Source organism: Paraburkholderia sp. CNPSo 3076 (assembly GCF_026343935.1).
Classification (GTDB): Bacteria; Pseudomonadota; Gammaproteobacteria; order Burkholderiales; family Burkholderiaceae; genus Paraburkholderia; species Paraburkholderia nodosa.
Genome location: NZ_JAPMAL010000024.1, coordinates 86,439 through 102,020 on the forward strand (window position 1 = coordinate 86,439; position 15,582 = coordinate 102,020).

15 protein-coding genes and 1 pseudogene are annotated in these 15,582 nt (G+C 61.6%); 15 read left to right on the forward strand and 1 reads right to left on the reverse strand.

Annotation, left to right across the window (positions count from 1 at the left end; all coding sequences use genetic code 11):
* Positions 1–61: 61 nt before the first annotated feature.
* Entirely contained in the window at positions 62–1,003 is a 942-nt protein-coding gene (locus M3A49_RS26625) for a LysR substrate-binding domain-containing protein (protein WP_254358336.1), read from the reverse strand.
* 156 nt (positions 1,004–1,159) lie between these two features.
* Here M3A49_RS26625 and gtdA point away from each other — a divergent pair, with 156 nt between their 5' ends.
* The 15 genes and pseudogenes from gtdA (at position 1,160) to M3A49_RS26700 (ending at position 15,489) form a co-directional block, all read left to right on the forward strand.
* Positions 1,160–2,209, forward strand: coding sequence for a gentisate 1,2-dioxygenase (gene gtdA / locus M3A49_RS26630; RefSeq protein WP_266231751.1), 1,050 nt, complete (start codon positions 1,160–1,162; stop codon positions 2,207–2,209).
* A 95-nt stretch (positions 2,210–2,304) separates the two neighbouring features.
* Positions 2,305–3,003, forward strand: coding sequence for a fumarylacetoacetate hydrolase family protein (locus tag M3A49_RS26635; protein ID WP_266231698.1), 699 nt, complete (start codon positions 2,305–2,307; stop codon positions 3,001–3,003).
* A gap of 29 nt (positions 3,004–3,032) precedes the next feature.
* The gene (gene maiA / locus M3A49_RS26640; protein WP_266231699.1) at positions 3,033–3,683 is read left to right on the forward strand and encodes a maleylacetoacetate isomerase; all 651 of its coding nucleotides are present in this window, start codon (positions 3,033–3,035) and stop codon (positions 3,681–3,683) included.
* 43 nt (positions 3,684–3,726) lie between these two features.
* Entirely contained in the window at positions 3,727–4,935 is a 1,209-nt protein-coding gene (locus tag M3A49_RS26645; protein WP_266231700.1) for a 3-hydroxybenzoate 6-monooxygenase, read from the forward strand.
* 398 nt (positions 4,936–5,333) lie between these two features.
* Positions 5,334–5,426 (forward strand): annotated as a pseudogene (locus M3A49_RS26650) (hypothetical protein); the annotation flags it as partial.
* A gap of 120 nt (positions 5,427–5,546) precedes the next feature.
* Positions 5,547–6,524: a tyrosine-type recombinase/integrase gene (locus M3A49_RS26655; protein ID WP_266231752.1), complete on the forward strand. Its 978-nt coding sequence runs from the start codon at positions 5,547–5,549 to the stop codon at positions 6,522–6,524.
* Between the two features lie 115 nt (positions 6,525–6,639).
* Positions 6,640–7,092, forward strand: a complete 453-nt coding sequence (locus tag M3A49_RS26660) for a hypothetical protein (protein ID WP_266231701.1) — start codon at positions 6,640–6,642, stop codon at positions 7,090–7,092.
* Positions 7,093–7,212: 120 nt separating this feature from the next.
* Positions 7,213–7,419 carry a helix-turn-helix transcriptional regulator gene (locus M3A49_RS26665; protein ID WP_266231702.1) on the forward strand — a complete coding sequence of 69 codons (207 nt, stop codon included), beginning with the start codon at positions 7,213–7,215 and terminating at the stop codon, positions 7,417–7,419.
* A gap of 9 nt (positions 7,420–7,428) precedes the next feature.
* Positions 7,429–7,641: a hypothetical protein gene (locus M3A49_RS26670; protein WP_266231703.1), complete on the forward strand. Its 213-nt coding sequence runs from the start codon at positions 7,429–7,431 to the stop codon at positions 7,639–7,641.
* Between the two features lie 9 nt (positions 7,642–7,650).
* Positions 7,651–9,135: a primase-helicase family protein gene (locus tag M3A49_RS26675; RefSeq protein WP_266231704.1), complete on the forward strand. Its 1,485-nt coding sequence runs from the start codon at positions 7,651–7,653 to the stop codon at positions 9,133–9,135.
* A gap of 213 nt (positions 9,136–9,348) precedes the next feature.
* Positions 9,349–9,540: a hypothetical protein gene (locus tag M3A49_RS26680; protein WP_266231705.1), complete on the forward strand. Its 192-nt coding sequence runs from the start codon at positions 9,349–9,351 to the stop codon at positions 9,538–9,540.
* Between the two features lie 155 nt (positions 9,541–9,695).
* Positions 9,696–10,589: a hypothetical protein gene (locus tag M3A49_RS26685; protein WP_266231706.1), complete on the forward strand. Its 894-nt coding sequence runs from the start codon at positions 9,696–9,698 to the stop codon at positions 10,587–10,589.
* Positions 10,590–10,662: 73 nt separating this feature from the next.
* Positions 10,663–11,079 (forward strand): hypothetical protein, encoded by a 417-nt coding sequence (locus tag M3A49_RS26690; protein ID WP_266231707.1) that lies wholly within the window; start codon positions 10,663–10,665, stop codon positions 11,077–11,079.
* 737 nt (positions 11,080–11,816) lie between these two features.
* Entirely contained in the window at positions 11,817–14,246 is a 2,430-nt protein-coding gene (locus M3A49_RS26695) for an ATP-binding protein (RefSeq protein ID WP_266231708.1), read from the forward strand.
* Positions 14,188–15,489: a hypothetical protein gene (locus M3A49_RS26700; RefSeq protein ID WP_266231709.1), complete on the forward strand. Its 1,302-nt coding sequence runs from the start codon at positions 14,188–14,190 to the stop codon at positions 15,487–15,489. Before M3A49_RS26695 ends, M3A49_RS26700 begins: the two co-directional genes overlap by 59 nt.
* Positions 15,490–15,582 lie beyond the last annotated feature (93 nt).

Below are 15,582 nucleotides of genomic sequence, written 5' to 3' on the forward strand. Positions count from 1 at the left end.
TAGTCGTTTTTCGATAAAGGCCTGGATCGCGCATGCTTTCATGAATGGGATTCATGAAACGCTATTGAAGAACCGCGCCCTCCGCCGGCAGGTTCGCGCTCTCGCGCAGACAATCCAGCGCCAGCGCCACCGCCGCGCGGCTCACGCTGTCGCGCCGCCAGTACATGGCCACCCCGCCCGAGCTGCCGAGGGGCATCGGCATGGCAAGCACGCGCAGCACGTTCAGCCGCGAGAAGCGCACGGCCGCGCGATGCGAGGCCACGCCGATCAGGTGCGTCTGGTTCAGGAGCGTCACATTGAGCATCGACGAATTCGACTCCACGGTGTGGCGCGGCATGCTGCGCCCCGCCGCGGCGAGCGCCGTTTCGAGCGCCGTGCGAATGGGCGTGCCGGCCGGCCAGACGATCCACGCATACTCGAACAGATCGGGCCAGTCCAGCTTGCGGCGTTTCGCAAGCGGATGCCCGAGCCCCACGACGAAGTTCACCGGGTCACGATAGAGCGTTTCCATTTCGAGCGTCGGGTCGACCTGCGCGTTTGCTGCGCGTCCCACCACGATGTCGAGGTCCCCATGCACAAGCGCCGGCATCATGAGGTTCATCGTGCTTTCGACGAGGCGCACCTGCGCGCGCGGCATGGCCTCGACGAGGCGCGCGACCGCGAGCGGCACCGTGTCCGCCGCCGAAACGCCCGACGTGCCGATCGAGATCAGCCCGCTGCCGCCCTCGCGCAGCGCATCCATGTCGTCGCGCGCGCTGTCGAGGTGGCCTTCGATGCGCCGCGCATGCTCGATCAGCGCCTCGCCGTAGGGCGTGGGCCGCAGTCCGCGCGCGTGGCGCTCGAAGAGCGGCAAGCCGATATCGGCTTCGAGATCCTTGAGCCACTTGGAAAGCGCCGGCTGCGTGGTGTTGAGCGCCTCGGCCGACTGGCTCAGATTGCCGGTCTGCGCCACGGAAAGCAGCATCTGCAGGTGCCGCAGACGCAGGCGATGTGTCCAGTCCATGTGTCCCCCACTTAGCCATATCCAAAAACATATGGATACGAAGAAATCATGATTTTACTGGATATGGCTCGCTGGCTTATAAATACGTTCAACGGCGACGCAAGCCTAACGCCGTGCCGACGAATACACGGAATAAAGGAGACTCGCATGTCCAGCATGTCAGCCAGCGCAACGACGCCCGAACGCGAAGCCTACTACGCGCAGATCGCCCGCAGCGGCATGTCGCCGCTCTGGGAATCGCTGCACGCCCTCGTGCCGAAGTCGCCGCGCCCGCAGGCCCTGGCCGCCATCTGGAAGTACGCGCAGTTGCGCGAACTCGTCATGCAGGCAGGCACGGTCATCAGCGCCGAAGAGGCGATCCGGCGCGTGCTCGTGCTCGAAAATCCCGGTCTGCCCGGCAAGTCGAGTCTCACGCCCAATCTGTACGCCGGCCTGCAACTGATCCTGCCCGGCGAGATCGCGCCGAGCCATCGCCATACGCAGTCGGCGCTGCGCTTCATCGTCGAAGGCAAGGGTGCGTGGACGGCAGTGAACGGCGAGCGCACAACCATGCACCCCGGTGACTTCATCATCACGCCCTCGTGGACCTGGCACGATCACGGCAACCCGTGCGTCGAGGAAGGCGGCGAGCCCGTGGTGTGGCTCGACGGTCTGGACATTCCGCTCATCGCCCATCTCGACGCGGGCTTCGCCGAGAACTATCCCGAGGCCACGCAGCCCATTGCGCGACCCGAGGGCGACAGCTACGCGCGCTTCGGCCACAACATGCTGCCGATGCGCCATACGGTGAGCGCTCCGACCTCGCCGATCTTCAGCTACCCGTATGCGCGCAGCCGCGAAGCGCTCGACACGCTCTACCGCGGCGGCGAACTCGACGACTGGGACGGCGTCAAGCTGCGCTACGTGAATCCGGCCACGGGCGGCTGGCCCATGCCCACCATGGCGACCTTCATGCAATTGCTGCCGAAGGGCTTCAAGGGCAAGACCTACCGCAGCACCGATTCGACCGTCTACTGCGTGGTGGAAGGCAGCGGCGCGGTGCGCATCGGCGAGGAACGCTTCGCGTTCGACCCGCACGACGTGTTCGTTGCGCCCTCGTGGGTGCCGGTGCAACTCGAAGCGCAAAGCGACGCGGTGCTGTTCAGCTACTCTGATCGCCCGGTGCTCGCCGCGCTCAATCTGCTGCGCGAAGAACGCATCGGCTAACGCCCTGACGGCGAGCGCACGTCCGATTTGATACGCGTTCGCAACTTGATTCGTCATCCATATCAATCTGTTCACTCTCTCCAAGAGCAACCATCATGGCATTCGTTTTCCAGCCCGAGGCGCCCGTCGCCCTTGCCGTCGCCGGCTCGACCGATCAGTTCGCCGTGCGCCGCGTGTACTGCGTGGGCCGCAATTACGCCGCGCATGCGCGCGAAATGGGCTTCGACCCGGACCGCGAGCCGCCCTTCTTCTTCTGCAAGCCCGATAACGCCATCGTGCCGGTCGCCTATGGCGAAACGCTCGAACTGCCGTATCCGGCGCAAACGCAGAACTACCACTACGAGGCCGAACTCGTGGCGGTGATCGGCAAGGCGGGCTCGGACATCGCCGAGGAAGACGCGCTCTCGCACGTGTGGGGCTACGCCGTGGGCCTCGACATGACGCGCCGCGACCTGCAGATGAAGATGCGTGAAATGGGCCGCCCCTGGGAGATCGGCAAGGCGTTCGATCTGTCCGCGCCGGTGGGCCCCGTGCATCCGGCAAGCGCGGTCGGCCATTTCGGGAACGCAGGCCTGTGGCTCACCGTGAACGGCGAAGCGAAGCAGAAGAGCGACGTCTCGCACCTCATCTGGTCGGTGGCCGAAACGGTTTCGTATCTCTCGAAGTTCTTCCGCCTCGAGCCGGGCGACGTGATCTTCACCGGCACGCCCGAAGGCGTGGGCCCCGTGAAGGCCGGCGACACCATGAAGGTGGGCGTCGAGCGCCTGGGCGAGCTGACCGTGAAGGTGGTTTGAGCCGCATCCGCTCTACAGGAAAGTCCATCGTGCAGCTCTACAGCTTCTTCAATAGCTCGACTTCGTACCGCGTGCGCATCGCGTTGCGGCTCAAGGGCGTCGAGCATGAGTATCTCGGCGTCAACATCCGCACCGGCGAGCATCGCGCGCCGCAGTACGTGGAGCACATCAACGCTTCGGCAGCCGTGCCCGCGATCGTCGAAGGCGACTTCCATCTGGGCCAGTCGCTCGCCATCATCGACTGGCTCGATGCGCGCTATCCCGAGCCGCGTCTGATTCCGGCAGAGCCGCAAGCGCGTGCGCGCGTGCTCGAACTCGCGTACCTGATCGGCTGCGACATGCATCCCGTCAACAACCTGCGCGTGCTCAAGTATCTGCAGGATGTGCTGGGCGTGACGCCGGAGCAGAAGAGCGCGTGGTATCGGCACTGGGTCGCGCAAGGCATGGCGGGCGTGGAGCGCCTGCTCGCGCAGGCCGCCGGGTCGCACGATGGACCGTGGTGCTTCGGCGCGGCGCCCACGCTGGCAGACTGCTGCCTCGTGCCGCAGATCGCCAACGCGTTGCGCATGGGCTGCGATTTGTCCGCTTACACACGCAGCATGGCTGTGTATCGGCACGCCAGCGAGCATCCCGCATTCGCGGCAGCCGAGCCGCAGCGTCAGCCCGATTACACCGAATAGCCGCGCGCCGCGGGCCTCAAACAAGTCATTCAGGAGACAAGACATGCATACATCCAACGCCAGACGCAGCGCGATCGTGGTGGGCGGCGGCATCGGCGGCCTTGCTGCGGCGCTCGCGCTTGCGCGGGCCGACGTCCGCGTGCTGCTGCTCGAGCAGGCCCCGCAGATCGGCGAGATCGGCGCGGGCATCCAGCTCGGCCCCAATGCGTTCACGGCGCTCGACGCGCTCGGCGCGGGCGAGGCGGCGCGCAATCGCGCCGTGTTCACGGACTCGCTCACGCTCATGGACGCGACCAACGCGAAGCCCGTTGCGCGCATCGAAACGAGCGAGCACTTTCGCGAACGCTTTGGCAATCCGTACGGCGTGATTCATCGCGCGGACATTCATCTGTCGATTCTCGAAGCGGTGAAGGACAATCCGCTCATCCAGTTCCGCACCGACACGCAGATCAAGTCGCTCGAACAGAACGAGCAAGGCGTAACCGTGATCGACCAGCATGGCGAGCGCTACGGCGCCGACGCCGTGATCGGCTGCGACGGTGTGAAGTCCGCGGTGCGCGCGGCGCTGATCGGCGACGAGCCGCGCGTGACGGGCCACGTGGTCTACCGCGCCGTGGTCGACGTGGAGAACATGCCGAAGGATCTGCAGATCAACGCGCCCGTGGTGTGGGCGGGGCCGCACTGCCACCTCGTGCACTATCCGCTGCGCGGCGGAAGGCAGTACAACCTCGTCGTGACTTTCCATAGCCGGGAGCAGGAAGTCTGGGGCGTGCGCGACGGCAGCAAGGAAGAAGTCATTTCGTACTTCGAAGGAATCGACGCGTTGCCGCGGCAGATGCTCGACCGCCCGACGTCGTGGAAGCGCTGGGCCACGGCCGACCGCGATCCGGTCGAGCAATGGAGCTTCGGGCGAGCCACGATACTCGGCGACGCTGCGCACCCGATGACGCAGTATGTGGCGCAGGGCGCCTGCCAGGCGCTCGAGGATGCGGTCACGCTGGGCGTAGCGGTCAAGGCTGCCGATGGTGAATTCGTCGAGGCGTTCAAGCGGTATGAGGCGGCGCGTATTCCGCGGACGGCGCGCGTGCTTTACTCCGCGCGGGAGATGGGGCGCATTTATCACGCCAAGGGCGTGGATCGGCTCGTGCGCAATGCGCTGTGGGTGGGGCGTAGCCAGGAGCAGTTCTATGACTCGCTGCAGTGGCTTTATGGTTGGAGTGCTGAGAATTGTCTCGATACTGGCGCGGTCTGAGCCGCTAGTGCGTTTGAGGTTTGCCTGGGTTCTGGTCGTAGTTCCTAGTCGCTTTGGCCTTTCCTTGTTTTCGCGTCGGTATGCAGGCGTTGCCCCTGTGCGGGGAATTTGATTAGTCTCTCTCGGTATCCTAGAGTTAAATTCGTCAACAGAATCAAGACCTTAAGTTCATCCCGGTATCTCTGGGTTCACTGCGGTTTGCGGCGCGTACTGTCCTCGAATAGTCCTCGCGTCGTGAACCGGCCACTTGAGGACAAAAAATGGCGAAGCAACTACAACGTATCAACCGCGAACTGATCCGACGGCTTGAAGGCGAGCGCACGGTGGCGCTGGCCCGAGGCGAGGTGCCGAAGCTTCGCGACGTCTACGACGACACCCTGACCGGCTTCGGGCTGCGCATGCGGCCGAACGGTTCGGTATCGTTCGTGTACCGCTGGAGCGCACCCGAAGGCCAGCAGAAGAGGAGCATCGGACGCTGGCCGGGGATGACCGTCGAGGAAGCCCGTGCGGCAGCGAAGGCCTTCATCGGACGCACCGATCACAAGGCCGACACGATGCCTACGCGCGTCGCGAAACACGAGCGGCGCATGGCCGATGCGAGGCACTGTTCAATGCCGACCGTCGGCAGCTATCTCAATGATGCTTACGCGGCGTACTGGCGTGGCACGACTCGGAGCGAGACGCCCGAACAGAACCTGAAAAATATCCGGCGCGATTTCCCCGACCTGATGAACAGCCGGCTCGATGAGGTGACACGACCGATGATGAAAAAATGGATCGAGGCGCGGGTCGCGGCGGGCTGCAAGCCCACGGGTATCAACCGGATCCTCGGATCGATTGGCGGCCTGTTCTCGCACGCCGTTGAGCACGAGATTATCGGCAGCAATCCGTGCGCGCGGTTGCGCTGCAAGACCGATCCCGAGGAAGAAGCCGCACATGGCCGCGAACTGACGGTCGAAGAAGAAGAACGACTGCGCGCCGTGCTCGCGGCGCGCGAGGCGCGTCTCCGGGAAGAGGCAGCGGCACTCATGCGGGATGGTCGCAGGCTATCGAACCTGCCCGCCGCACATCATACGTTCGTTGACCACGTGCGGCCGGCCATCCTCGTCGCGATCAACACCGGCCTGCGCCGCAGTGAACTGTTGCGGCTCGAATGGAAGTCGGTCAATTTCAGGGCTCGCACGATCACGGTTGAGCCGGCCACGTCCAAGGTGAAGAAGCGCCGCGTGATCCCGATGAACCGTGAAGCCTATGAGACGCTGATTGCGTGGCGGCATCAGGTGAAGTGGGTGCGGGTATTCACCGATGAGTTAGGCGGCCCATTGCGCGAAGTGCGCGACTGGCAGAAGGTCAGGCGCGAGGCGAAGATCGAGGACTTCCGGTTCATGGACTGCCGCCATCACGTAGCTACGCGCATGGTCAATGAAGGCGCGTCTCAGTTTCATGTGCAACGGCTCCTTGGCCACAAGGATGCCCGCATGTCGCAGCGCTACATGAAAGCGCGTGAGACGAAGCTCGCCGAAGCGCTCGCGCTACTCGACCGGCCACGCACGGCCGAATCGCCGGATGCCGACGAGATCGCGGCGTAGAAAAGCAATGTGACTCTCATGGAAGCCTGCAGATCAGCAGGCTTTTTTTGTGTGACTTTGCTCTGGTCTGCATCGGTTAATATAGGTGTCTCCTGTATGAAGGAAACACCCGGCTATGCCCACCGACCTTACGCATGTCGTGCGCCAGCTGCGCCGCGTCAGTGTGCGCGTTCACACGATGCAGGAATGGCTCGACCTGCTGCAACACCAGATCGAGCGAGCGCAAGAACCCAACCCTGAACTTGCTTTCGAACTAAGCGCGATCCATGACGCCATGTACGACGCCGGCGCCTTACCCGGCAGCATGGCCGACCAGCTCGGCGCGGCGGCGCTGGCAGCGCGATCGCTGGCCGTGAGCACAGCCAACAAGAAAAACGCAAACAAGCCACGCGGCACCGACGAGGACGTGAGGGCGGCGCGCGCCGCGTTCGATGCATGGGGTGGCGCCGCGATGACGCCCGAAAAGCGCCGCGAGTGTGAGTTGCACGTGGCGCACGAACTTGGCACGAGCCGCCCGAAGATCACGCGTTGGTTTGCCTATTTCATCGAGCACCCCGACCTCTCATAGCGCCGCTATCACATGTCATAGCCCCGCTATGGCATGTCACGTCTTGCCCGCTCTATATTCCCTGCACCAACCTTGTAACTGCGAGCCTGTTGTGGGCTCAATCATTCAAGGGAGGTAAGCATGGATACGCCCCGCCCGAAGTCCGTCAAGCAGCTCTGCGACTTCTACGGCATTTCCAAGCCCCATTACTACGCACTCAAGGCGAAGGGCCTTGCGCCGGCCGAACTGAAGCTCGGCAAGCGCACCATCATCACGCCCGAAGCCGAGCGCGCGTGGGTTGAAGCGAATACGTTGCGCGCGGCCGCCAACGCGAACGCAATCGCGTAGGAGCCGGACATGATCCACCATCCCTATCAGGACCAGCACACGGTCGTCACGAACGGACAGCACGCGGGCCGCAAGGGCAAAGTCGTCGGCGCGCACCACGACCTGACCAACGGCGCAGGCGACTACTTTGTCGAGATCGAGTTCGACTCGCCACCCGGTTCAAAGAAAACGCCGGCTGAGCGCGACCTCGTGCCGTCCCGCTACCTCGATCACAACGAGTAGGAGTTCGCGATGGATGCACCGGATCTGGCGGCTGCGCTGCGGCGTCTGGAGAGCGACGAGCCAGGCCGCAAGCGCGTGCGCGGTAAGGACACAGAGGTGGATCGCGTGGTCGATGAATTCTTCGCGAAGGCTAATGGCAGCGCGCGCATTGGTGCCGCGCCGGGTTACAGCTACAGCGACTTCTACGCACACATGCCGACGCACAAGTATCTGCACGTACCGACCGGCGAGTTGTGGCCCGCGTCGAGCGTGAACGCGAAGTTGCCGCCGATGAAGGTGGGCGACGATAGGTACATCAAGGCGAGCGCATGGCTCGACGAGCACCGGGCTGTGATGCAGATCATCTGGATGCCCGGTGAACAGCAAGTAATTGAAGGTCGCGTGATGCAGGCCGCAGGCTGGCAGGCGCACGCGAGCGCGCAGTCGTTCAACCTCTACATGCCGCCGGCGCTGGTGACGGGCGATGCGACAAAAGTCGGACCGTGGCTCGGACATCTCGCACGGCTATATCCGAACGACTGGACCCATCTCGCGGATTGGTTCGCGTACACGGTGCAGCGGCCGGCGGACAAGATCAACCACGCGCTCGTGCTCGGCGGCGGCCCGGGCATCGGCAAGGACACGCTGATCGAGCCGTTGTGCGTGGCCGTCGGCGCGCACAACGTTGCCGATATCACGCCCGCAGTCATGTTCGAGCGCTTCAACCGCTGGGTGCGCAACAAGCTCGTGCGCGTGAGCGAGGTGCGCGACCTGGGCGATCTCGACCGGTATGCCTTCTACGAACACTGCAAGCCATATCTGGCGAGTCCACCTGACGTGATCCGCGTGGACGAGAAGAACCTGCGTGAATACTACGTGGTGAACGCGTGCAACTTCATCTTTACCACCAACCATCTCACGGACGGCCTGTACTTGCCCGCCGACGACCGGCGCCACCACGTCGCATGGAGTACGAGCACGAGCGCCGAGTTCACCGACGCGTACTTTCGGAAGTTCTGGACGTGGTACGCAGACGGTGGCGTAGCGAACGTGGTGGCGTTCCTGCACGAGCGCGACCTGTCGAATTTTGACCCGAAGAGGCCCCCGCCCAAGACGCCTGCGTTCTGGCAGATGGTGGCCGCCGGCGAAGCGCCCGAAAGCGGCGAGATGCGCGACGTCATCGAACGGCTCGGCAACCCGCCCGCGCTCACGATCTCCGACGTCATCCATGAGGCGGAGGCCGCAAAGATGTACGGCCTGCGCGATGAACTCACCCTGCGCGCCAACCGCCGCTCGATCCCGCACCGCATGGAACGCGCGGGGTATTCGGCGGTGCGCAATCCGAACGCGCCTGACGATGGGCTATTCAAGGTCGGCGGCAGGCGCGTCGCGATCTACGCAAAGAGCAATCTCACGATTGCGCAACGTATCACGGCGGCGCAGAAGCACGCAGAGGGCGGCGGCGTTATATCGAAGCCGCAACCGCAGCCGCTACCCGATCAGTGCAGTAGGTGAAGTCAGTGGTTTCCTATCTCCATTCACGCGCGCGCCACGCCCAGCCCCGCATTTTTTTCGAAATACGACAGCGTGTGGAAGGAGATAGGAAATCACCGACTTCACCGACCCTACCGACGCGATGATCCGCCAAACAATCGAAAGGATGCGATATCTGCCCTGCAGCCTGCGCGGCTCGCAGGGTTCGCAGGCACCAAGCAACCGGAGGGGAACATGACAACCGAGTTCAAAGCGACGGGAGCAAGCGCCCGACCCACGCGGCAAGCGCGCTGGCCGCGCAGCGTCAGCGCCGCCGCATGCGCGTTTTTCAACCGCCTCGTGCATGGAGCGGCCGCCGAAACTGCCGCCGACCGCGCGGCGCGCACCAAGGCCCGCGTCGAAGCGCTGATCCGGCGTTTGCCGTGAGACGGCGATCGCAATCATGGCTCTTGCCGGCGATGATGCGATCTTCATCAACGTAAGCGCGCCGCGATGCAGGGTGAAGATCGTCCCGCCGATGCGCGCGAGGCAAGCGCTGAGGCGAAGCGCGCGAACAGTGCGCGAGAAAGGGCCTGCGTTTCATGACGACGCGTTCTAGACTTCTTACCAAGGAGAACATCATGGCCACCAAAGCAACGCGTAGCACGCAGCATATGGAGAACGTAGTGGACGACTCGACCGGCGATATTCCCTTGCCGGAATCCGGCACGGCAGATTCCTTTTCGCGGCTTGCGCAGTTGATGTCGACGAAAGACCGGCTCGTCGAGACAGTCGAATCATTGCCGGCCGCAATTTCAGCCGCCGAGGAAGCCGCCGCCGGCGCACGCCGCGAAGCGGTCGACGCCGAGATGCGCGAATGCGAGGATCCGGCATCGTCGCCCGCGTCCCGCAAACGGCTGGGCAGCGTGCAGGGTGCATGCGAAGCCCGCGCTTCGGATCACGAACGCGAAGCGCGCATACTGGCCTCGCGAGTGGCTGCGATGGAGGAGCGTATCGCAGCGATCGACGGCAAGATCGATACCGCAGTCGTCGAGGTGCGGTCTGACGTTACACGCGCCGTATCTAACGACGTTGACCGTTTGGCCGAACTGCTGATAGTCGCGGTCCCTCCTATCCGCGCGATTTGCGCGGAGTTGTCGGCGCTGCACGCTATCGCCCCAATGGCGTCCGTGGTCGACTTCGGCATCAGCGCCCATCTTAGCGACCCGCGCCGGTCGCTGGTGTCCTATGCGGGAGGTGGCGCAGGTCGGGACTGCGCGGCGAACTTGCTCTCCGTCGAGAACGAAGTAGGCCGCGCTGCCGCCGAGGCAGTCTGCGCAAGGTTTGCCTCTGCGCTCGAAGCGCTTACACTGGCTCGCTCACACCAGCCTTATGTGCCGCTCGCGAAGCGTCCGAGGGACTACGAGCGGCGGGGCGTACTGGTTGAATTCACAGGCTCGCCGCCGACGCGCGCTGCCGAGGTTGTGCAGCGCTGAAGTTCACGGGCTGCTCTGTTGCAGCCCTAGCGCCTGCGGATCATCATCGGCACAGCAGCAACCGGAGGTGACTATGAACCGCCAGGAAGTTGATCAACGCTTGGACCACGCGTTTGCGAAGATCGCGCCGCGCACGCCGTCGACCACGAAGCACGCAGCACGCGAGCCCGCCGCGCCGGCGCCGCGTAGCTCGCCACAGGTGAATGCCGTCTTGAAGGACTGGCTCGGCGCGACGATCGCAGCTGGCGTGCTGCAATCCGCTGCGCCGGCGACGAAACGCAAGTCAGGCAAAACACGCGGGTCGTCTGCGCAGCCGGGCGAGTGGTTGCCGCCCTCCGTCAGACGCACATGGGCCAACCGGTATCGGGCTGATGAAGGCGAAGCGCAGGCCGAGCGGTTACCGCACCGTCAATCGAGGCCGGCGGTCACGGTGTCGAAGACACGCCTGGCAAGTAGCCCGCTCAGTCTCGTGCACCTGCTGTCGTTTTAATCGAAGAGGATGTCCAGCCGGAGGTGACGAATCTGCGTGACGATGCCCGCGCGCAGATGAACAACACCGGCCCGCCGTCGCGCATCACGTCCCCGACACGGTGAGCGGCGGCACAATTGGATCGGTGCCGGTACATCGTTGACGACCACGGCTGGGGATGGACGCGCTTTGCGCACGTCGTACGCGTTCCCGACGCTGACGCGTAGAGCCTGTCATAGCGCCGCTATGGCAGGTGGTGGCTACAACCGCTCCCACGAGGACGCGCGAGCGGCGCGGGCACCGGTTCTCGCAGGCCGTAGAGGTGGACCCTCGGGCCCGATCCCGAAGGCCCCCTCGGGGGAGCCCCTGCGGGCTGGGGCCCCCATTTGCCCGGCTGCACTGGCAGACCGGGGGGTAGGGGTCGCGGGTCCTTCCACCCCTGCCGAAAAGCGTGGGCAATTGTGCGATCACCTTTTCCTCGTAGCTGCGGGGCGCGAAAGGCCTTTGCACTTTCCATTTTCCACTTTGCACGTCGCATTTTGCATCGCACCATCCAGAAGCGAACTTCGCCGGCGTCAGGCCGAGACCGCTTTGTAAACAGTTCGCAAAATTTAACTACGGAGCGAATCTCGTTTACTCGTTACGACAGAGGCAACAGCTCCGACAACGTGACGAGGCAATCTTCACTGTTGGGCCTTTTCTGGATACCGATGTTAAGCTGCCGCCGTATCCTCATACGCGGCAGCTTCGAAAAGGCAATGTTCAACGAAACGATTCGGCAACTCGCGACGATTACCGATGCGGCGCAATTCGAACGCATCGCCACGTCCGTACTTCGGTCCGCCAAACCCGCGCTCTACGCGAACCTCTCCCATCAGGGAGTGAACACAGACGGCAAGACTGTAAAAGCCCCTTTGGACAACATCGGATGGGTCCGCGTAGATGGAGCCCCGATGTGCGTAGCCGGCGCGCATACGACCTCCAGCAGAGATGACTTGGAGGGAAAGTGGCTACACGATCCATCCACGGTCAAACCACGAAAGCCGGGTAAAGCGCCCACACAAGTTGCAGGCGATCTTGTTAAAGCGATCGGCGAGATTGCCGAGATGCGCAAAACGCACCCCGACTTGAAGGCGACCCTCGCGTTGACCTGCAACCGGGAGGAACCTACAGGCGTCCGCCTGAAAGCGGAAGCGTTAGCGGACGCCGCCAATATCGCTCTCGACATCTGGTCAGTATCGAGGATCGCCCAGTATTTGGACACTACTCCTGAGGGCCAGGCGATTCGCCACGCCTATCTAGGTACGCAAGTCGAACTGCTGTCAAAAAATGAGTTACTACGCGTGGGCGCTCTCAGCCTGAGTGCGAGAGACACGAAAACAGAAGCAAAGACCTTAGTCACACGGAACATGTCATTCGATGGCACCGGCCACGTATTGCTCTCGGGAGCATCGGGGATGGGCAAGTCAACTATTTGTTTTGGAATTTTGAGGAAGGCACTAGGCGAGGGGCAGCCTGGAATCGTTCTCGATGATCAGACGGTTAGGGAAGCCACGACTATCGAGCAGGCAATCGACATCGAACTCCGTCGTTACCTTCCCAAATTGGAGCCACTAGCTGGCCAAAAGGCGCTCGAGCTTTGCTCTGAGTCGGAACCTTTTATCCTCGTCGTGGAGGACATAAGTCGAGCTGAAAATGCGATAAATCTCCTGAACAAGCTCGTCTCTTGGATGCTGCAAGGAACATCGGCTCGCACGGAGAGCCCGCGCCGGCGATGGCGTTTTGTCTGTCCAGTCTGGCCCAGGTTCATCGCCGGGATCGAGAAATGGAACGAGGTCAACAGTGCCGGCATAGTTCACCCCATTGGATTGTATTCCGAAGACGATGCATTGGAGGCCGTGAAGCGTCGCGGTGATTCCCTGGGGCATCCACAACATGATCTAGCCGCCGCCGCAATCGCAAGGGCTCTCGGCCGGGATCCCCTGCTAATTGGGCTCTACGATTTCTCGGAGCCCACGCAAAGTCAGGATGTGATCACTCAATATGTCCGTCGCGAGTTCAACATCGTGGCATTGGCATCGGACCTTACTGTTACCGATCTTGAGACCGCCGTGGACGCACTCATGTCAAGGATGTTGCGACAGAAGTGCATGTCGCCTACTTGGCGGGAAATCCAGACGTGGTTGGGCAAAGGCGATGACTTGTCTGCTCTTCGCGCCTTGGTCGCGAGAGGAAGTGTCCTTCGACTTGGAAAAGGCGGCGATAGTGAGGTACTAGAAGCGCGCCATGATCGGGTCCTCCATTCGTTACTGGCCCGCTTCATCGCAACGACGTTGCGTGAGGATCCTGAAGCGCCTTACCTCTCTGAGCCGTACTTCGCGGAGTTTGTCGGCACTGCGGTCGCCCTCGTGGAGCTCGATAAAGCAGATCTGCAGATTCAGATGGAAGGAAGTCCATTGGTGGCCTTCTACGCTTTCAGGCATGCCGTACAAAGCGCAAACAATTTCTATGCGACATCCGCGGCTCGTGCAATCGAAGATTGGGTGCTCAAGGGGAAGACGCGGACATCAACATTCTATTTCCGACGGACGCTTGGTCTACAAATCCTCTCTGAGATCGATTCGGCTATGGTCCTCGAATTGACCGAGAAGTTTCCGTCGGACGATTGGCACGAACCACTATTTGAGGCGCGCTTCCGAAATGGTGACCTCGTCGCAGCACTGAATTGGCTGACCGAGTATTCATTCGACACCAGTGTGTCTGGGCGGCAAGAGCTTATTGACCATGTTCGCAACAAGTACGGTTCTGGCCTAGTCCGCGCAGTCGACAACACTTTGAAAACCCGACCATTGGAGATGAGGGCAATGCGAGGCGCGCTATTTTTGGCGGGCTATCTGGCAGACCCCAAACTGGAAGATGCCGTACGCGTAGCGTGGCAACAAACAAATCCGGAGGAGAGAGATCTAGTGGCATTTCTATGGGCCAGCGCCCGAACTTGCAGCCCCAATTCTGCCTTGGCCCTTGGATCTGTACTCGACGCTTGGGAAGCCCTCCCGGAACCGGACGATCAACTATCCGAAAAATTGACTCGATCGTCACTGGCGGCCCATGGCATTTCTTGGAAATTTTGTGATCACATTCCCGCGGGCCGCACTGCCTTACTTTGTGCAACGTGCCAACGAGTCTGAAGCACTGAGATGGCCGATTACTTACATGCTTCGCGGAATTGACGATCCCATCGCGGTTCAACACGAGGTCGAATTTCTCGCCGAGCGCAGCCGGCAGGTCGCCGATAGCGGCGGGATAGTTGACCACTTTTTGAGTGATGAGTGGCGTCGCCGGACCGAGAAACTTGGCAAGCCAATGTCAGAAGAGAGCAAACAACACCTGCTTAACCTCGCACTGAATCAGGACAATGATGTGCATCTTCGCAAACGCGCATTCTTGCTGTGGGAGATCAGTATTAGAGAAGGTGACATCAACGTTGCACGCGCAATTAAGACAGGGGACCCGTTGTACAACAGTGCGGTTTGGGCTCGTGTTCGAAGGCGTGACTTCACTGTGATCCCAGAACTGCTTGAGAAGATCAAAGAAAATCCGCGTTACTGGTGGCAGGCCGGAAGGTACATCTGGGCAGATGATCTAACCGTCGCATTAAAGGAGTCACTTTATGCACTGCCAGAGGTTCCGGAGGAAAAGCACGAAGAGCTCGGTGAATGGATTTTCCCCGAGCTAATGCTCCGGCTCGACATTAAAACCTCAGAGCAATTGCTCTTGGGCATATGGCCAAAGGTTCGAATGTTACCAACCTTCGTCCAACTCGCAATGTGCTTAGCGACACCGCGGCTCGTCGACTTGGCGAATCTTGCGATATCGGAAGCGGCAGATCCTCGTAAGCTATTTGAGCACTTCTTGCATACTGCTGGACTAAACATAAATGGGAGAACGGACTTCAGCCGTTTCGAGCAACTAGATGCGATTCGCCCGCATTTGATCCATTTTTCGGAACTCGAACTTGCCCAACTCTGGGATTTCTGCAACGAACGAAATTGGCAAGAATTTCGGATAACTTACATCGAGCCGATTCTCGCAAGCCTCCCGCCCAGTGCATTGACTCGTCGCCGCACTAGTGACTCTATCGACATGTCAGATCTTGAACAGGAACTGACGAGCAGGCGATGGAGAACATACCACTGGATCGAGCAACAAGAGCTCAACGGTGTGAAGCGCGAAGAGCTGTTCCCGGCACTTATTCAATGGGTTCAGGGAAAGGGCGATATCCAAGCTCTCGCAGTGGTGGCTGAAATATATTCCAAAGATGCTACTCGAACGGAATACTTACAGTTCGAGGACGTAGCGGAGCGAATTGATGGTCACGAAGACATTCTGGCAGCGGTAAAGTTTGCCGTATTCAACAGAACCTTGCTCTAATTGTCGGTTCCCTTCGGGAAGCCCTTTCCTCACGTGTAGGTGAGCGTGTCGCGGGTGAGGTGCTACATGCATTCGACGTCGGCATGAACGCGC